Here is a 17,950-nt window from a genome sequence, read left to right on the forward strand (position 1 = left end):
ACGGAGCACGCGCGGATGCAGTCGGTAAAGGTCGTCGTCACAGGGCCCTTCAACGCCGGCAAGACGACGTTCATCAAGGCGGTGAGTGAGATCACCGTCCTCTCGACGGAGCGCCAGGTCAGCGACGCTTCGGGAGAGAGCGGCGGCGAGACGACCGTCGCGATGGACTTCGGCCGGATCACGATCTCGGACGACGTGGTGCTGTACCTGTTCGGGACGCCCGGCCAGCAGCGGTTCTCTTTCATGTGGGAGACTCTGTCGGAAGGCATGCTCGGTTTCGTGCTCCTCGTCGACGCGATGAGTTCCGACTCCGTGCGTGACGCGACGGCCATGATCGAGTTCTTCACGGGGATGGCAGACGTGCCGTTCGTGGTCGCGGCGAACAAGGTCGCCGCGGAGGACCTCGAGACTCTTCGCAAGGTACGCGACGACCTGCGGCTCGAAGAGTACGTCCCCTTGTTCGCGGTGGACGCTCGCGACAAGGAGAGTGTGAAAGCGGTCTTGCTGGGACTCCTCTATCGGATACTCGAGAGTATGGGATAGAGCTATGGACATCATGGTCATCGTCCTGTTGGTCGTTCTCGTCGTCTCGGTCACGCTCTTCGGGATCGTGGTCTCGCTGCTCATCAAGGTGAGCAAGCCCGGTGCTGCGCGTGCTAAGGCGCCCAAGCCCGTGAAGCAGCCGAAGCCGCCCAAGGCGCCCAAGCCGGAGAAGGCTCCGAAGCCGCCGAAGCCGCCGAAGCCGCCCAAGGCGCCGAAGCAGCCGAAGCCCGGGAAGGCGGCGAAGATGCCGCCAGAGGCGGAGGCCGGTCTGGGTGACGCGATGCCCGTCGAGACGACACCGGTCGCGGTCCCCGGATCGTTCGAACCGCCTGCCGCTGTAGGCGAGGTTCTCATTCAGGACGAGGACATCCCGGCGATCATGGCCGAGCCGACGGTCGACGAGCCGATACGCGCGCCAAAGCGGAAGAGGGGACTGTTCTCGAGGGCGTCCAAGCTGCCCAAGACGCCCAAGCCACCGAAGCCCGAGAAGACGCCCAAGCCACCGAAGCCCGAGAAGACGCCCAAGCCACCGAAGCCCGAGAAGGCCCCGAAGGAGCCGAAGGCGAAGAAAGCGAAGAAGGCGCCCAAGCCGCCGAAGCCCGAGAAAGGACGCGGATCCGGGCGGGCTCCGAAGTCGTTCGGGTTCTCGTTCGGCCGCAAGCATGCGGTCTCCGAGCCGTCCGGTCCCGACTCGACCGGGCTCGTCACGGGGGTCGAGGGACTACCCTCAATACCTGATACGCGCCCGGTCTTCGAGATGCCATCCGATCGTCGCCGATTCTGGCCGTTCGGTCGCGGCAGGCCCTCGGTCGCCGCACCCGAAGTCAGCAGGCCGTTGTCCGAGATGCTCCCGCCATTCCCTTCCGAATCGCCGAATATGGGACCTGTGGCTGTGATTCCGCCGGAACCCAGCTCGACTGTTCCGGTGATCACGCCCACACCCGCGCCCGAGCCAGTGCCCGAGCCGGTCATCGCTCCCGAACCCGCCGCGGAGGAACCCGATCAGGTCTGGGTCGCTCCGACGGAAGAGCCGCCCGCAGCGGTCTTCGAGCCCGCGCTGGAATCCGAACCCGAGCCAGTGCCCGAGCCGGTCATCGCTCCCGAACCCGCCGCTGAGGAACCCGATCAGGTCTGGGTCGCTCCGACGGAAGAGCCGCCCGCAGCGGTCTTCGAGCCCGCGCTGGAACCGGTCATCGCTCCCGAACCCGCCGCGGAGGAGCCCGACTGGATCTGGGTGCCGCCGACGGAAGAACCGCCCGCAGCGGTCTTCGAGCCCGCGCCAGAACCCGAGTCCGCGCCAGTGCCCGAGCCGGTCGCCGCTCCCGAACCCGATCAGGTCTGGGTGCCGCCGACGGAAGAGCCGCCCGCGCCGGTCGCCTCCGACGTGCAGCCTGCGACCGGGCGCGACCGGGCGGCTTCGTGGCTACCCGTCGCACCCGTGGAGTTGCGCTTCAGCGACGAGAAGGGCAGGGTCGGCGTGCATCCGGGATCGCCCTCGTATGAGGAGTACCGCCGTATCGCCAATAGACTCTTCGCCGAGATGCGCCGCGCTTGGGAAGGTCGCTGACGCTCAAGACCCCGCGCGACTGTCCCGATAAGCATGGGTGTCGTAGGATTGATGACGTCGGCGCGGTGAACGCGTCCGACGGGATCGGTGACGTCTCCCGCGAACCGAGAAGGTCGTGACCGTGGCGGAAGCCGGACAGCGTCTCGGCCAGCTCCTGCTCAAGGCCGGTATCATAACCGAGCGTCAGCTCAGCGACGCGCTCGAGGTCCACAAGGCCACGGGCAGTCCGCTCGGGCGCGTCCTCGTCGATCTCGGCTATGCCAGCCAGGGTGCCATCCTCTCCGTGATGGCCCGGCAGATCGGCATCCCGTACATCGATTTCGCCGAGCGCAAACCCGAGCCGAACGCGGTGGCGATCGTCCCGAAGGACCTTGCGGCGCGGTACCTGCTCATGCCCATCGAGATCACCGAGGACGAGCAGCTGCTCGTCGCGATGGCCGATCCGCAGAACGTGCTCGCCCTCGACGACCTGCGGATCATCACCGGCTTCGAGATCAAGCCCGCCATCTCCACGAAGGACGACATCGTCGCGGCCATCGAGGAGTACTACAAGGTCGCCGAGCACCAGGACATGGACGAGTTCTCGGGAGCGGCAGAATTCGACGCTGCCGACATCGAGGCCATCTCCGACCTCGCGTCCGACGCGCCCATCGTCAAGCTTGTCAACTACATCATCAACAAGGCGGTCTCCGACCGTGCGTCCGACATCCACATCGAGCCTCAGGAGAAGGATCTTCGCGTCCGCTATCGTGTGGACGGCGTGCTCCACGAGGTGATGCGCAGCCCCAAGTCGGTCCAGCAGTCGATCATCAGCCGGTTCAAGATCATGGCCGACATGGATATCGCGGAGTCCCGGAAGCCGCAGGACGGTCACACCGCTCTGACGATCGCCGGGCACAAGCTCGATTTCCGCGTCTCGACGCTGCCGACCGTCTACGGCGAGAGGGTCGTCCTGCGCATCCTGCGCAAGGACTCCATCATGCTGCGCCTCGAGGACCTCGGCTTCCTCCCGAACGCGCTCGAGAGGTTCGAGTCGTCGTTCCGCAAGCCGTACGGCGCGATCCTCGTCACCGGCCCGACGGGTTCGGGGAAATCGACGTCGCTGTACGCGGCGATCAACGTGCTGAACGATCCGGCGCGCCACATCCTCACCGCGGAGGACCCGGTCGAGTACCGGCTTCCCGGCGTGAACCAGTGCCAGACGAACGTCAAGGCCGGTCTGACGTTCGCGCGCGCGCTGCGCTCGTTCCTGCGCTGCAGCCCCGACGTCATCCTCGTCGGCGAGATCCGCGACCAGGAGACGGCCCAGATCGCCATCGAATCCGCGCTCACCGGCCACCTCGTCCTCTCCACGCTGCACACCAACGACTCCTCGGGTGCGATCTCGCGGCTGACGGAGATGGGCGTCGAACCGTTCCTCATCGCCTCCGCGGTCGACTGCGTGCTCGCGCAGCGCCTCGCGCGGCGGCTGTGCCCCGACTGCAAGCAGGAGTTCAATCCGCCCAGACAGATGCTGCTCGATGCCGGCTATCCCGAGGACGCTCTCCCCGAGACGCTGTTCCGTCCCGGCGGGTGCAAGCGCTGCGGAGGGACCGGTTATCGCGGACGGCTCGGCGTACACGAGATCCTGCTCATGTCCGAGGAGATCTCGAAGCTCACCGTCGAGGAGGCCACCGCGGAGTCGATCAAACGGGTCGCTGTCGCGCAGGGGATGCTCACGTTGAAGCAGGACGGCCTCGAGAAGGTCCGCAACGGCGCCACGTCGATCGAGGAGATCGTCCGGGTCATCGTCTGAGCGGCGCGGTATAATCGTCGAGGGTCCCTCACGACGAAAGGCAGCGGGCTTATGTCCACGTACGCCTACTCGGTGCGAGACAAGTCCGGCAAGGTCACCAAGGGCAAGATCGAGGGGGAGACGCGCGAGGCCGTCTCGGCGAAGCTGCGCCAGTCCGGCCTCATCATCCTGAGCCTCGACGAGGACCGCTTCGCCGCCGTCACCGGCTTCAAGATCGGCGGCGGCTCCGTCAAGATGAAGGACATCACCATCTTCGCGCGCCAGTTCGCGACGATGATCAACGCGGGCCTCTCGCTCACGAAGTGCCTCTCGATCCTCGCCGGTCAGACCGAGAGCGCCACGATGCGGGACATCGTGCAGCAGGTCGGTCGCGATGTGGAGTCCGGGCAGTCCCTGTCCGACGCGATGGGCAAGCACCCGAAGATCTTCCCGCCGATCTTCACGAACATGGTGCGAGCGGGCGAGACCGGCGGCGTGCTCGACGAGGTGCTCCTTCGCGTCGCCGACTTCTTCGAGCGGGACGCCGCACTCAAAGGTAAGATCAAGTCCGCGATGACGTACCCGGTCGCGATGGGCGCCCTCGTGCTGATCATCCTCGTCGCGATGATGGTCTTCGTCGTGCCGACCTTCCAGGGGATGTTCGCGTCGATGGGCGGCAAGCTGCCGGTCCCCACGCAGGTACTCGTCGACATCTCCGGCTTCGTGCGAGGCGCTGGCGGGATCATCGTCGTGGTCGTGTCTGTGGGCTTGAACGTCGCCTTCAAGCGTTGGACCTCCACCGCCAGCGGGCGGTTCATCTGGGACGGCATCAAGCTGCGCATGCCGGTCTTCGGCGGTATCACCCGCAAGATGGCGCTCGCCAAGTTCACGCGGACGTTCGGGACGCTCGTCACGGCGGGCGTGCCCATCCTCTCCGCGCTCGACATCGTCGGCGATACCGCCGGCAACGAGGTCGTCGCGCGCGCGGTCAAGAAGGTCCGCTCCGCGATCAAGGAAGGCGAGACCATCGCGAAGCCGCTCTCGGAGTCGTCGGTGTTTCCGTCGATGCTCGTGCAGATGATCGCGGTCGGCGAGGAGACGGGCGCTCTGGACGCGATGCTCAACAAGATTGCGGACTTCTACGACGAAGAGGTCTCGACGTCCGTCGAGGGCCTCACATCGCTCATCGAGCCGCTGATGATGGCCACGCTCGGCTTGATCGTCGGCGGCATGGTCATCGCGCTCTACATGCCGATGTTCAGCATCATCAGCCTCGTCAAGTAGGCGCGGGTCCGGCGTCTGTCAGGAAATGGGGGAAGAGACCCTAAAGTGTGGAAGCGGGAACCCGATATACACGGTGTAGCAGTAGGGCCGCGGGAGCGGTTTACAACCCCAATAGGGGAGAGGAGGCTTACGGACATGAGAATGTTCCGGAAGCAGGAGGGTTTCACCCTCGTCGAACTCATGGTCGTAGTTCTCATTATCGGTATCCTTGTCGCTATCGCCATCCCGGTCTTCAACTCCGCGAAGACCAACGCTCAGCGCAAGTCGTGTTTCGCCAACCAGCGCACCATCGAAGGCGCTCTGCAGACCTACGCAGCCGAGCACAACGGCAACTTCCCCGCCGCTGCGGCTGCGAGCCCGGTGACTCCGTTGAGCCCGAGCTACATCGCCACGCCGCCGGCGTGCCCCGTGAACACGACTGCCTACACGTATAACGGCACCATCGCCGGCAACGGCAGGATCGACAGTATCCTCGGAGCTGAGAACCTCGCGGCTGCCGGAGAGGTGCACGCGCACTACTAGGATCCAACAGCAAGCCCGCACCCTACTGCTGATAGTCGCGGCTCGCCGGGAACGGTGAGCCGATCAAGGAGGCCGACGGGAGAAGCCCGCCGGCCTCCTTACGTGTGTGGGTTCCCCTGGGCCGCCGCCGGCGGTACGCTGATGGCATGTACCACGACTTCTTTCTCGTCGCCCTCGGCGTGTTCGGACTCGTCTTCGGGAGTTTCGCCAACGTGGTCATCTGGCGGCTCCCGCGCGGCGAGTCGCTGTCATCGCCGGGCTCGCATTGCGTGCTCTGTGGCCGGCCGGTCCGCTGGTACGACAACGTACCCGTCCTGAGCTGGGTCGTCCTCGGGGGGCGGTGCCGCGACTGCCGCGTCCGGATCTCGGGCCGCTACCCTCTCGTCGAGGCACTCTCGGGCGCGCTCTGGGTGCTCGCGGGTTGGCGATTCGGGCTCACTCTGGCCTGTGTCGCCGCGGTAGGGTTCTTCTACGTGCTGCTCATCCTCGCCTTCATCGACCTGGACACCTACCGCCTTCCGGATTCCCTGGTGGGGCTCTTGGCGGCGTTCGGTCTCGTCTTCGCGGCCGTCTCCCAGTCGAGCGGTGCTCCCATCTTGCCGTTGGTCGGCGTCGCGGTGAGCGGTCCTTTCAGCGAGCCTCTGCCTGCCGCTCTCGTGGGGGCCGTGGCAGGGGCCGGAGTGAGCTTCGCCGTCGCCGTGACCTACCAGAGGGTCCGCGGACGCGCGGGTTTCGGGATGGGCGACGTGAAGCTGCTCGGGGCGATGGGGCTTCACCTCGGCCTCTACGTCGCGCTGGCGTTCTTCCTCGGCAGCGCTCTCGGCAGCGCGGTCGGCTTGGTGCACCGCCCCCGTGACGACGAGGGGGTTCTTAGGTTCCGCAGGATACCCTTCGGACCGTTCCTCGCGATCTCAGGCGTGGCGACCGTGCTCGCCGGGCCGCAGATGTGGGGCTGGTACCTTCGCCTGGTGGGTATGTGACATGACGGGCGCGAGGTCAAGCGACACTCTCGCTCTGCCGATAAATGACGGGGGAGACGGAGGTCGGTGCGACGTGCGGCGCCGTTGCGGGTCCGAAGAAGGCTTCAGCCTCATCGAGGTCATGTTCGCCGCGTTCCTGGCGTTCTTCATGCTGACGGCCACGTTCGGTCTGGTCGTCTCGTCGGCGAAGCAGGGCCGTTCGGCGAACGTCATGTCGATCGCCACGAACCTCGGGAACCTGCTCATCGAGCAGGCCAGGTCGATGACGTATCTCGACGTGGGGACGGTAGGGGGGGTCAGCCCCGAGATATCGGGCACGCTCGCCTCTTCCGAGACGACGAGCTATCAGGGCGTGGAGTTCACCATCACGCGCTCCGTCACCTGGGTCGACGATCCGGTGAACAACACGACGTCCACGGTCAACGCGACGGACTACAAGCACGTGACGATCGGCGTCACCTGGGCCACCGGATCGATGTCCTTCGAGACGTACGTGCGCGACCGCAGCAACGAGCAAGGCGGCATCCCGACGGTCGTCTACGACAACACGGTCGTACCCGCGGCGAACTCCGTCATCTTCAATCCCACCGGTCAGCACCAGGCGTGCAAATGGTCGGGGAACTCCAACAGTCCGAGCGAGACAGCCGGGCTCGTCTGGCTCAAGGCGTCGGCGAACACCACGGGAACGGCGGGCATGCTCACGCGCCTGCAGTTCTGGATCTCGGGCGCCAACGGCGCCCAGATGCCGCTGCTCAACGATTACGCGACGCCGCTGCCGAGTCCCGCGTACTGGTCGCTGGCGGTGGCGAGCTTCACGACGTCGGGCACGCCGGGCTACCCCGTCGACAGCAAGTCCATGGACGACTCCTCGACGCCGGTGTGGCGCGACGGTGTTCGCACCGTCAAGGTGCAGGTCTGGTCGGCGAACGGCTCGACGGACTACAGGACGCGCGACCTGTTAGTCGACAACTACGCGCCTTCGTGGGGGACGAGCAACACGGTGACCCTGACGACGCCGACAGCGAATCAGGACCGCTACTATTCTCGCCTGCTCATGCAGTGGACGCCGCCGTACGACGGCACCGATGTGTGCAGGCACTACAACGTCCGCATCGCCACGGTGACCGCCGGGGGCGGGAACAGCAACCTGGACAGCTTCCCGACCGAGCCGAACCGCACGGCGCTCGACCCGTCGGGGAGCTACATGCTCGGGACAGGCGCGCCTACCGGGCTCATCTTCGCGCCTCTGACGCTCTACGATGTGCACCTGCACATCTTCGGCCCGCGCGGAATCTGCGGTCCGAGTTCCGGCTTCGACCGTAACAACATCGACTCGACGCGCCCGAGGGCTTGGACAGCACCGCGCCTGACGGGGACCGGGGTCAAGATCGGCAACAATTCGGACGTGACCCTTCTCTACTCGGTTCCGAACCCGGCTGTCGCGGTGACGTACTACATCTACGAATCCTCCTCGTGGACGCCGGGTACGAACATTCCGACCCTTGTCGCCTCGACCGCGGCGAGCTCGTATACGACGAACTCCGTCAACCCGCCGATGTACTTCCAGGTGGAGGCACGACTGGCCGCCATACCCTCAGGTGGGCCCGATGTGACCTACATGCGCAGCAACGTCGTATACCTGACCGGGGCCGCCACGGGACCCCTGATGATCCCCTAGGAGCCTGCCGGCATGCGGACATCCACGCGACACGCGAGACGCGACGGGGGCTTCTCCGCCCTCGAGCTCACGATCGCTTCGACCATCGGGCTGCTCGTGCTCTCGGCGGCGTACATGATGCTCGATACGAGTCTCCATGCGTTCAACGCGGTCGACGCGAACACGCGCCAGTCGCGCGAGGTGGGCGCGACCCTCCACCAGATGGCGCGGACACTGCGCGAGACCATGGACATCGCCGACGCCCAGGACTACTCGATCCGGTTCAGCGCGGACAGCAATGACGACGGCATCATGGAGTCGATCACGTACGCGCTCGACGGGACGACTCGCAGGCTGACGGTGACCGTCCGCCTGCTGAACTCGCCGTACACACTGCTCCAGCAGCGCACGATGGCCTCGAACGTCCGTAACGTCTCCCTCTCGCAGCCGCTCTTCAGCTACTGGGAGTCCGTCGGCACCACGGCCGTGCCCGACCCCTCTTTCACCCCGCCGAAGAACGGTGACCGCCTCACGCGGACGCACATAATCACGGTCCGGGTCTCGACGCAGACGACAGGAGCGGTGCCGACGGTCTTCGAGGATTCGACGGACGTGTTCCTGCGCAACGCGCAGTGAGCGAGGGAGAGTGACGGCGATGTGGCGGCTTCCGCGCCAGGACGGACGGGCGGACGAGGGCTCGGTGCTCATCGCCGTCCTCGGCATCATGACCATCATCTCGGCGCTGGCCATCGGCGCCTTCGCCATGTCGAGCGACAACGTCTTCCAGAGCCGCCGGGAGCGCATGTCCACTCAGTCGCTGCACGTCGCTGAGGCGGGTCTCGACTCCGCGATGTGGCGCATCCGCACGATGGGCAGTTCCGTCCCGAGTTCGTGGACGGTCACGACGCCATCTGGGACGGCCTACGTGAAGGCGGTCCCACAGGGAAGCTACCAGTACGCCCTCGTGTCGACCGGCACGGTGAACGAGGACGGCTCGATCCACCGGACGATCTCGAGCCGGGTCTTCTACGTCTCGCTGTGGAACTTCGTCATGGGCGCCGGCACGTTCCAGGGAGGCGGCGGCGGCACGCTGCACGGCAACACCTCCGTCGACGGCCCGTTCTACATCACGGGCGAGCTATCGGCAGGAGGCAACTCGCAGTTCAACGTGGGGCCGCTCTTCGTGCGCGATGGCGGGATCTCGCTCAACAGCATGTCGGCCGGGATCGGCACCACCACCCAGCCGGTCGACATCTTCTGCGACGGCACCATCACGGGCGGACACATCTACGGGAACGTCGACCCGAACGTGCCGCAGCTGACCCTGCCCTCACCGAACTTCGATCAGGCGTACGACAACGCCAAGACCGAGAGTCTCGACGGTCTGAAGGGTACTACCGGGCAGACGACGACCCCCAACAACGAGCTGCGCGGGATCAACCCGCCGAATCCGGCCGGTTCGCTGCTCGTCGGCGCGACCCGCTACTACAAGGTCCTCGACGACGTCGACGGCATCCAGGGGACGGCTCCCGCCGTGCGCTTCTCCACGATGGCATCGTTCGGCGACGCGGCGGAGGGCGACGACTTCGTGTGGGACGCGGGCACGCGGACCCTCTACGTCTACGGGACGGTCTTCGTCGACGGGGACGTCTACTTCGACGTGCCGATCCGCTACGTCGGGAACGGCACGATGGTCGTCAAGGGGGACGCCCGCATCTCCGAGATACTCCTTCCGCAGGGGTTCACCGACGCCGACCGCACGCTAGCGGGCACGGTGCTCGGCATCACCTCTCCGGGCAAGATAAGCGTGAGCGTCGCCGGCGCGGGGAACAACTCGATCGTCGTCGCGGGAGCGTGGTTCGCCGGGACGCGGCTCGAGTTCACCGCGAACAACATCGGTTTCGTGGGGTCGGTACTCGCTGCCGACCTTGCCTTCATGGACGGCGCCAGCACGGTCAACAACGCTCACCTGTTCACGGATTCGAACCTGCCGAACTACCTCCCGCCGTCGCTTCCGGGCGGCAACGGGCGCGTCGTTCTGTCGACCCGCTGGCACGAGGGGATCAACTAGCGGGGGGGTCTGCGCTTGCATAGCTGGGCGAATTGCGCTTTCATAGGCATCGACGGGCCCGCGTGCCCGGCCTTCGCGCATGTCCGAAGGACCATCGTCACGCGGGACCGGCGCACGGGAGCACATCGCAGCAGCACAGTAGTAGCCTTGACGCAGCAGTGAAAGAGGGAGGACTCCTGTGGGCCTCTTCTCCTTGGGTACCAGTGCGACCGCGATCGGTCTGGATATCGGGACCGACCATGTGCGCGTCGCCTCCGTCAAGCCAGCAGGCTCCGGTTTCGTCCTCAACGGCTATGGCGTCGTCCCGGTTCCCATGGGCGCGGTCGTAGAAGGCGAGATCGTGGACGCCGAGGCGGTGAGCGGCTCCATCAAGGAGGTCCTGCGCCGGTCGGGTATCCGCACCCGCGAGTGCGCCATCGGCGTCTCGAACCAGAAGGTCGTCGTTCGCCTCATCGACCTGCCCTTCATGGAGCGCACCGAGCTCGAGGGCGCAATCCAGTACCAGGCGCAGGACTACATCCCGATCCCCATCGAGGACGCGATCCTCGACTTCCAGGTCATCGGCGACTACATGACGCCCAGCGACGAGCACATGATGGAGGTGCTGCTCGTCGCGGCACAGCGCGACATGATCTCGCTCGCCGTACATGCGGTCGAGAGTTCCGGCCTCAAGCTCACACAGATCGACGTCACCTCGTTCGCGATCGTCCGCGCGCTGATGGCCGACTCCGCCGACGTGCTCCCCGAGGAGGGCGAGGAGGCCGGCGAAGCCGTCGGCGTCATCCATATATCCTCCGGCGTCACCAACATCGCGGTCGTCGAGAAGGGCATCCCGCGTTTCAACAGGGTCTCGTCTCTCGCGGGCAACCAGTTCAGCCAGGCTATCGCGAACGTGCTGAACCTGACCTTCGACGAGGCGGAGGCGATCAAGCTCCAAGTCGGTCTCCCCGCCATGGGCTCGGAGGGTCCCCCGGCCACGGCGAGCGATCTCGACCCGCAGGTCGTGCAGGTCGCTCAGGACGCGCTCGAGCGCGAGGTCAACAAGTTCATCGCGGAGGTTCGCCGCTCGCTCGACTACTACCTCACCCAGACGGCGCAGATCCGCACGATCAGACGCATCCTGCTCACGGGTAGCGGCGCACAGCTCGGCAACATGGCGGAGTACCTCGAGAAGGGCCTGCAGGCGACGGTCGAACTGGCCGACCCGCTCGACCGCGTTCAGCTCGCTTCGTCGGCGTCCGCGGTCGTCCAGGCCGACCGGATGGGATGCGCTCCCGCGGTCGGTCTTGCGCTCGGAGGTGCGATGAAGTGATACGCATCAACCTCCTCCCTCCCGAGATAATCGCGAAGCGCAAAGCCGAGCGGCGCTGGGTCTACGTCATGTTCGGCGCTCTCGGTGTCACCATCCTGCTCTTCAGCGCGTGGGGCTATGCGTCGCTCGCCGTCATGAACGTCCGCGGCGAACTCGCCGACAAGGAGCAGCAGGCGACGAACCTGTCGAGTCAGGCCGAGCTGTTCAAGGTCTTCGAGGCGAAGCAGGCCGACCTCGAAGCCCGGAAGGTCATCGCCGACAAGGCGCTCGTGGGGAAGATCGACTGGGCGAAGCTGCTCACCGAGTTCTCACTCGTACTCCCCAACGATGTCTGGCTCAGTTCGCTCGCCGCCGCTGAGGACAGCGGACTCACGCTTGACGGACAGGCCGTCGACGCCGTCGACGCTCCGGATTCGGGGCACAAGGCCATAGCGAAGTTACTCGTGCGTCTCGCCGACCTCGACCAGCTCTACAACGTGTGGCTTGGATCATCGACGAAGGCCGAGCCCACCGAGGAAGGCGGGGCGTCGACGATAACGTTCCAGATATCCACGTCCCTAGTGATACCGAGCGCGCCTGCCCCGCCCAGCCAGCCCGCTCAGGCACCGTGATGAAGGCACGCCGATGAAGCTCTCGCCGAGGGACCAGCTCATCGTGGCGATCGCCGCGATCGTCGTCGCGGCCGTGGCGGTCGTCGTCCTCGTCGTGATGCCTCGATTCCGCGCCGTCGGTCAGGTCAAGGCCGACATCAAGGTCGCCGAAGACCAGATCGCGCAGGCGCAGGCGCTTCTCGCCCGACGTCAGGGTGCGAAGGCCGGCGCCGCCGGCACGCAGGCTCAACTCATGAGGCTCGCCAACGAGTTCCCCGACGCCCCGCAGCTGCCGGCCCTCATCATCGAGTTGCAGGACGTCGCGAACGACTCCGGTCTCGACTTCACGACTCTCCAGTCGAACCGTCCGGCGGTCCGCGAAGGCTTCGCCGCGCTGCCCTTGAGCCTGCAGGTCTCCGGCGAGTGGGCGGACATCATCGAGTTCCTGCGCAAGCTCGACAAGATGACGCGCCGGGTGCGCGTGCTCAACCTGACGGTCGCTCCCGAGGCCGTCTCGGAAGAGGCCACAGGCGCGCCGATGATCGAGAACGTGTCCATCAGCCTCGAGGCGTTCATCATGTTGCCGCCTGCAGCCGTGCCGGCCCAGTAGGGGAGGAGGCGAACACCGATGGTCGATCATCTGGCAGCGCTCGAGACGTCCGCCGAGAACGGTACCGGGAGTGTCGCCGTACCCCAGGGGCGCGTCATGACGTTCCTCGCGACTCGAGCCGGGCGCGGCCTTCTTGCGGGCACCGCCGCCCTCTTGCTGGTCGTCATCGCCAGCACTGTCGTGCTGCTCGCCATGACAGTGCTCGACAACAGCGTCACCGTGCCGCCGGTGGAGACCGCGGTGAAGCCAGGAGCGGCGACACCGGCCACCAGCGCTCCCGCGCCGACCCTCGAACCGGAGGTGCCTCCGACCCCCGCCGTTCGCGTGCCCAACACGGAGGTGTTCACGTTCCGCGACCCGTTCAAGCCGATCAAGCTCCCGGTGAAGGCGGTGGAGGCGTCCTCTTCGGCCTCCGCGTCGTCCGGTCCGGTACTCGATCCGAACACGCTCTACCTGGACGACATCGTGACCGAGAACGGAACGCCCAAGGCGCGGCTGCTGCTCGGGGGGAACACCTACACCCTGGCCGAGGGTGAGGAACTCGTCACCGGTCCCGGCGAGTCCGTCTACTGGCGCGTCCTTCACATCAGGTCGTCGTCGGTCGTCATGCTCTTCGGCGACGAACAGGTCATCCTGACCGCGGGTGTCGGCGTCTCCAAGTAGGGCTCCCTCACGCCGGTGCGGTAGGATGGGAGCCACCGAGACGCTGGAGGATGGTCGCGTGCGATACGTCACCGCTGGAGAGTCCCACGGGCGTGCCGTCATGGCCGTCGTCACCGGAGTGCCCGCCGGGATCGAACTCGAAGCCGCCAGGATCGACGCGGACCTTGCGAGGCGTCAGGTCGGCTACGGCCGAGGCGGCCGCATGGCGATCGAGCGCGATCGCGTGTTGATCCTCTCCGGCGTCCGTTTCGGGCGCACGCTCGGTAGCCCGATCGCCCTCTCCGTGGCGAACCGCGACTGGGAGCACTGGACCGACGTCATGTCGGCCGAAGGTCCCGAGTCGCCGGACCGCGTGACCGCGCCGCGTCCGGGTCACGCGGATCTTGCGGGCCTCCAGAAGACCGGAGCGAACGATATACGCGATGTCCTCGAGCGCGCGAGCGCGCGCGAGACGGCTGCTCGAGTCGCCGCCGGCGGCGTCGCGAAGGCGCTGCTCGCTCCTCTCGGTGTGCGGGTGCGTTCTTGGGTGACCTCGATCGGGGAAGTGGTCGCCGATATCGATTCGGATCCCGCGGACGTCGATCCTGAGGCCGTCGAGAGCAGCGACGTCAGGTGTCCGGACGCGCCGGCGGCAGCGCTCATGCGCTCGGCGATCGACGCGGCCGCGGCCGCCGGGGAGAGTCTGGGCGGCGTCTTCACGGTCGTCGCCGAGGGCGTCGTGCCCGGTCTGGGCGGCTATGCGGAGGCGTGCGCACGCCTCGACGCGCGTCTGGCTGCGGCCGTGATCTCGATCCCGGCGATCAAGGGCGTCGAGTTCGGGGACGGATTCGCCGGGGCGCGCCGACTCGGGTCCCAGGTGCACGACGAGATCCTCTTCGACGAGGAACGCGGGTTCTTCCGGGCCACCAACCGCGCGGGCGGTCTCGAAGGCGGCATGTCCAACGGCGAGCCGGTCGTGCTCCATGCCGCGATGAAGCCCATCCCCACGCTCACGTCCGCTCTGCGCACCGTCGACATCGATTCGCACGAGCCCGTCGACGCGGCGCGGGAGCGCTCGGACGTGTGCGCCGTCCCGGCGGCGGCCGTGGTCGCGGAGGCGGAGGTCGCGCTCACCCTCGCCGGCGCGTACACGGAGAAGTTCGGCGCGGACTGTCTCGCAGACATCGTAGCGGCGCTCGTCGCCTACCGTGCGAGGATCCATCGGTGAGCAATCTCTACCTCATCGGCTTCATGGGTGCGGGCAAGACAGTCGTCGGACGCCTTGTCGCGGGTCGGCTCGGGATGCCCTTCGTCGATCTCGACGCGCTCGTCGAGGAGCGCGAAGGGACTCGCGTGAGCGACCTGTTCGCGCAACGAGGCGAGGACGGGTTCCGCCGCGCGGAATCCGAGGCGCTATGCGCGTTGCTCGACGGGTCGCCTTCGGTAGTCGCGTGCGGTGGCGGGGTCGTGGTGCGCGATGAGAATCGCACGACGCTGCGCTCGAGTGGCACGGTCGTCCTGCTCGAGGTGTCCGCCAAAGAAGCGCTCGCGCGCATCGGGGACACCGGCGGCCGCCCGCTTCTCGCCGGTGAGGGCGCTGCGCTCGCGGACACGCTCCTCGCCGCGCGGTCGACACTGTATCGCGCGACCGCCGACCTCATCGTCGACACGGCGGGTCGCACGCCGAAGGAGGTCGCCGGTCTCGTCGCGGACGTCCTGGGCGACAGGTTCCCCGTACGGTGCACGCCATGAACAGGGAGACGCTCACGGTACATGTGGGGACCGCGAGTCCGTATGACGTGTTCGTCGGTGAAGGCTCGCTCGCGTTCCTGGGCGAGCGATTGCGGGAGACGACGGGCGCACGGAGGGCGGCGCTGGTCACCGATACGACGGTGGCCGGGTTGTGGGCGGACGCCGTCGAGGCGTCTCTCGCCGGCGCCGGTGTCGAAGTGGTCCGCATCGTCGTCCCGCCCGGCGAGACGTCGAAATCATGGGCGCGCGCGGGCGAGGTGCTAGAGACGCTGGCGTCGGTCCCGCTCTCGAGGAAGGATGCGGTCGTCGCTCTCGGCGGCGGCGTGGTCGGAGACCTGGCGGGCTTCTGCGCAGCTACGTACATGCGCGGCATCCCGTACGTCCAGGTTCCCACGACCCTGCTCGCCCAGGTCGACAGCTCGGTCGGCGGCAAGACGGGCGTCGATCTCGTGCATGGCAAGAACCTCGCCGGTGCGTTCCTGCAGCCCGCTTGCGTGGTGGCCGATGTCGCCACGCTCGCCACGCTGTCCGCCGCGCAGAGGGTCTCCGGTCTCGGCGAGGTCGCGAAGACCGCGCTGCTCGCGGGCGAGGAGCAGACCGCTGAGATCGAGACGGACGCGGCGGCCCTAGCCGAGGGCGAGTCGTCCGCGACCGCCGGGGCGGTCTTCGCGTGCGTCCGGCACAAGGCGTCCGTGGTCTCGCTGGACGAACGCGAAGCGGGTCCACGGGAGAGCCTCAACTACGGTCATACCCTCGGTCACGCGATAGAGGTCGTCACCGGGTACGGGACCGTTCCGCACGGTCTCGCGGTCGCCGAGGGGATGCGGTTCGCCGCGACGCTCGCGGTCCGGTTCGGCGAGTCGGACTCCCGACTCGTAGCACGGCAGGCGTCGCTTCTGGACGCGCTCGGTCTGACGAGGACGGCGTTGTCCGCCGACCCCGGGAACTTGCTCGAAGCGATGCGCGCCGACAAGAAGGTGAGGGGCGAAGCGGTGCGGTTCGTCGTTCTGCGCGCTCCCGGTTCCTGGACGGTCGTCGAGCCGCCCGAGGCACTGCTGCGCGAGGTCCTCGCGTCGTGGAGTACGGGACAAGGGGAGAAGACGGGGGTGGATCTCACATGAAGGTGCTCGTGATGAACGGACCCAATCTCGGTGCGCTCGGTTCGCGTGAGCCCGACGTCTATGGGACGACCACGCTCGAGGACATCGAGAGGATGGTCCGCGAACGCGCCGCCGATCTGGAAGTGGACGTGGCGTTCGTCCAGTCGAACCACGAAGGAGAGCTGATCGACGCGATCCACGCCGCGCGTGGGGTATACGACGCGATGGTCTTCAATCCCGGGGCCTTCACGCACTACTCGTACGCGCTGCGCGACGCCGTGTCCTCGGTCGAGCTTCCCGTCGTGGAGGTGCATCTGAGCAACATCGCCGCGCGCGAGGGGTTCCGGCGCGAGAGCGTCATCGCACCCGCGTGTCTGGGGCAGGTATCGGGATTCGGTCCGCACTCGTACGTGCTGGGCTTGGAGGCCACCGTCGCGGCGGTAGCCGGGCGATGAACGCCGATCACGCTCTGGCCGCGCTGCGCCGCCGGATGGTCGATGGCGGCGTCGACGCGTTTCTCGTGACCGACATCGCGAACATGCGCTACGTCACGGGGTTCGAGGACGTCTTCGATCAGGGAGCGAACGCCGCGTGCGTCGTCACCGGGACCTCGGCCCGCCTCCACACCGACTTCCGGTACGCCGAGGCCGCAGTCGACGCGGCTCGGGGCACGGCGTGGGACGTCGCGGTGCAGGTCGAGTCCCTCTACATCGAGTTGTGCGCCGCGACGCGTGAGGACGGTGTCGAGACGCTCGCTCTGGAGTCGTCCGTGCCTTACGGTCGCTTCAAGTTCGTCTCGGAGCAGTTCTGTGGCAACGTCGTCGCGACCGACCAGTGGATCGAGGAGATCAGGCAGGTCAAGACGCCGGAGGAGATCGAGAGGATCTCCGCTGCCGCCGCGATCGCCGACCACGCTCTCGGATCCGTCCTCCCGACGCTGCGTCCGGGCATGCTCGCGACGGATGTCGCGGTCGCGCTCGAGACAGCGATGCGCCAAGCCGGTGCCGATGGTGTCGCGTTCGAGTCCATCGTCGCGGGTGGGCCGGATTCCGCGCGGCCGCACGCGCGGCCCGGGAGACGGCCCCTGGAGCGCGGCGATCTCGTCGTGCTCGACCTCGGGGCGCGGTACGGCGGCTATTGCTCGGACATGACGCGGACCGTCGTCATCGGACCCGCCACGGTGCGCCAACGCGAGTTGTACGATGCCGTGCTCGAGGCGAACGAGGCCGCACTGTCGGCGCTGCGCCCGGGGCTTCCCGGTTCCGCTGTGGACGCCGTCGCGCGCGACCTTCTGCGCGCGCGCGGTCTCGGGGACGCGTTCGGTCACGGGCTCGGTCATGGGGTGGGCCTCGAGGTCCACGAGCTGCCGAGTCTGTCGGCACGCGCTCGCGAGTCGGTGCGGGAAGGGTCGGTCGTGACCATCGAGCCGGGTGTGTACCTGCCCGGCATAGGGGGTGTTAGGATAGAGGACCTCGTGGTCGTCGAAGAAGGCGGATGTCGCCTTCTCTCCCACGCCCCGAAGGGTCTGCTCGAGGTCTAGCGCTCG

General features: G+C 67.0%; 18 protein-coding genes. All 18 read left to right on the plus strand.

Going from position 1 to position 17,950, the window contains the following annotated elements; translation table 11 throughout:
• Window positions 1-15 precede the first annotated feature (15 nt).
• Window positions 16-543: an ATP/GTP-binding protein gene (locus WC971_00935; GenBank protein ID MFA5843375.1), complete on the plus strand. Its 528-nt coding sequence runs from the start codon at window positions 16-18 to the stop codon at window positions 541-543.
• 4 nt (window positions 544-547) lie between these two features.
• Entirely contained in the window at window positions 548-2,110 is a 1,563-nt protein-coding gene (locus WC971_00940) for a hypothetical protein (protein ID MFA5843376.1), read from the plus strand.
• 121 nt (window positions 2,111-2,231) lie between these two features.
• A complete protein-coding gene (locus tag WC971_00945; protein ID MFA5843377.1) occupies window positions 2,232-3,905 on the plus strand; it encodes an ATPase, T2SS/T4P/T4SS family in 1,674 nt (557 codons plus the stop codon).
• Window positions 3,906-3,977: 72 nt separating this feature from the next.
• Window positions 3,978-5,168, plus strand: coding sequence for a type II secretion system F family protein (locus WC971_00950; protein ID MFA5843378.1), 1,191 nt, complete (start codon window positions 3,978-3,980; stop codon window positions 5,166-5,168).
• 135 nt (window positions 5,169-5,303) lie between these two features.
• The gene (locus tag WC971_00955) at window positions 5,304-5,690 is read left to right on the plus strand and encodes a type II secretion system protein (GenBank protein MFA5843379.1); all 387 of its coding nucleotides are present in this window, start codon (window positions 5,304-5,306) and stop codon (window positions 5,688-5,690) included.
• Between the two features lie 146 nt (window positions 5,691-5,836).
• A complete protein-coding gene (locus tag WC971_00960; protein MFA5843380.1) occupies window positions 5,837-6,670 on the plus strand; it encodes a prepilin peptidase in 834 nt (277 codons plus the stop codon).
• Between the two features lie 73 nt (window positions 6,671-6,743).
• Complete coding sequence (locus WC971_00965; protein MFA5843381.1) at window positions 6,744-8,348, plus strand: hypothetical protein; 1,605 nt, start codon at window positions 6,744-6,746, stop codon at window positions 8,346-8,348.
• A 12-nt stretch (window positions 8,349-8,360) separates the two neighbouring features.
• On the plus strand, window positions 8,361-8,963 hold the full coding sequence (locus tag WC971_00970; protein MFA5843382.1) for a hypothetical protein: 603 nt from the start codon (window positions 8,361-8,363) through the stop codon (window positions 8,961-8,963).
• 19 nt (window positions 8,964-8,982) lie between these two features.
• Window positions 8,983-10,398, plus strand: a complete 1,416-nt coding sequence (locus tag WC971_00975; GenBank protein ID MFA5843383.1) for a hypothetical protein — start codon at window positions 8,983-8,985, stop codon at window positions 10,396-10,398.
• Window positions 10,399-10,576: 178 nt separating this feature from the next.
• Complete coding sequence (gene pilM / locus WC971_00980; protein MFA5843384.1) at window positions 10,577-11,710, plus strand: type IV pilus assembly protein PilM; 1,134 nt, start codon at window positions 10,577-10,579, stop codon at window positions 11,708-11,710.
• Window positions 11,707-12,321: a PilN domain-containing protein gene (locus tag WC971_00985; GenBank protein ID MFA5843385.1), complete on the plus strand. Its 615-nt coding sequence runs from the start codon at window positions 11,707-11,709 to the stop codon at window positions 12,319-12,321. Before pilM ends, WC971_00985 begins: the two co-directional genes overlap by 4 nt.
• Window positions 12,322-12,334: 13 nt before the next feature.
• On the plus strand, window positions 12,335-12,910 hold the full coding sequence (gene pilO, locus WC971_00990) for a type 4a pilus biogenesis protein PilO (protein MFA5843386.1): 576 nt from the start codon (window positions 12,335-12,337) through the stop codon (window positions 12,908-12,910).
• Window positions 12,911-12,928: 18 nt separating this feature from the next.
• Complete coding sequence (locus tag WC971_00995) at window positions 12,929-13,573, plus strand: hypothetical protein (GenBank protein ID MFA5843387.1); 645 nt, start codon at window positions 12,929-12,931, stop codon at window positions 13,571-13,573.
• A 58-nt stretch (window positions 13,574-13,631) separates the two neighbouring features.
• Window positions 13,632-14,780 carry a chorismate synthase gene (aroC, locus tag WC971_01000; protein ID MFA5843388.1) on the plus strand — a complete coding sequence of 383 codons (1,149 nt, stop codon included), beginning with the start codon at window positions 13,632-13,634 and terminating at the stop codon, window positions 14,778-14,780.
• Entirely contained in the window at window positions 14,777-15,304 is a 528-nt protein-coding gene (locus WC971_01005; protein ID MFA5843389.1) for a shikimate kinase, read from the plus strand. Before aroC ends, WC971_01005 begins: the two co-directional genes overlap by 4 nt.
• Window positions 15,301-16,425 (plus strand): 3-dehydroquinate synthase, encoded by a 1,125-nt coding sequence (gene aroB, locus WC971_01010; protein MFA5843390.1) that lies wholly within the window; start codon window positions 15,301-15,303, stop codon window positions 16,423-16,425. The genes WC971_01005 and aroB overlap by 4 nt, the downstream gene beginning before the upstream one ends.
• Window positions 16,422-16,859: a type II 3-dehydroquinate dehydratase gene (aroQ, locus tag WC971_01015; GenBank protein ID MFA5843391.1), complete on the plus strand. Its 438-nt coding sequence runs from the start codon at window positions 16,422-16,424 to the stop codon at window positions 16,857-16,859. The genes aroB and aroQ overlap by 4 nt, the downstream gene beginning before the upstream one ends.
• Window positions 16,856-17,944 carry a Xaa-Pro peptidase family protein gene (locus WC971_01020; protein ID MFA5843392.1) on the plus strand — a complete coding sequence of 363 codons (1,089 nt, stop codon included), beginning with the start codon at window positions 16,856-16,858 and terminating at the stop codon, window positions 17,942-17,944. Before aroQ ends, WC971_01020 begins: the two co-directional genes overlap by 4 nt.
• Window positions 17,945-17,950: the final 6 nt, after the last annotated feature.

The sequence above is a fragment of the Coriobacteriia bacterium genome (genome assembly GCA_041658765.1).
Lineage (GTDB): Bacteria > Actinomycetota > Coriobacteriia > Anaerosomatales > JBAZZO01 > JBAZZO01.

Coding starts and splice junctions, on each gene's coding strand:
- WC971_00960 (MFA5843380.1), top strand. CDS start 5,837: ATGTACCACGACTTCTTTCTCGTCGCCCTCGGCGTGTTCGGACTCGTC.
- WC971_00975 (MFA5843383.1), top strand. CDS start 8,983: ATGTGGCGGCTTCCGCGCCAGGACGGACGGGCGGACGAGGGCTCGGTG.
- aroQ (MFA5843391.1), top strand. CDS start 16,422: ATGAAGGTGCTCGTGATGAACGGACCCAATCTCGGTGCGCTCGGTTCG.
- WC971_00970 (MFA5843382.1), top strand. CDS start 8,361: ATGCGGACATCCACGCGACACGCGAGACGCGACGGGGGCTTCTCCGCC.
- WC971_00995 (MFA5843387.1), top strand. CDS start 12,929: ATGGTCGATCATCTGGCAGCGCTCGAGACGTCCGCCGAGAACGGTACC.
- WC971_00955 (MFA5843379.1), top strand. CDS start 5,304: ATGAGAATGTTCCGGAAGCAGGAGGGTTTCACCCTCGTCGAACTCATG.
- WC971_00935 (MFA5843375.1), top strand. CDS start 16: ATGCAGTCGGTAAAGGTCGTCGTCACAGGGCCCTTCAACGCCGGCAAG.
- pilO (MFA5843386.1), top strand. CDS start 12,335: ATGAAGCTCTCGCCGAGGGACCAGCTCATCGTGGCGATCGCCGCGATC.
- aroB (MFA5843390.1), top strand. CDS start 15,301: ATGAACAGGGAGACGCTCACGGTACATGTGGGGACCGCGAGTCCGTAT.
- WC971_00940 (MFA5843376.1), top strand. CDS start 548: ATGGACATCATGGTCATCGTCCTGTTGGTCGTTCTCGTCGTCTCGGTC.
- WC971_01020 (MFA5843392.1), top strand. CDS start 16,856: ATGAACGCCGATCACGCTCTGGCCGCGCTGCGCCGCCGGATGGTCGAT.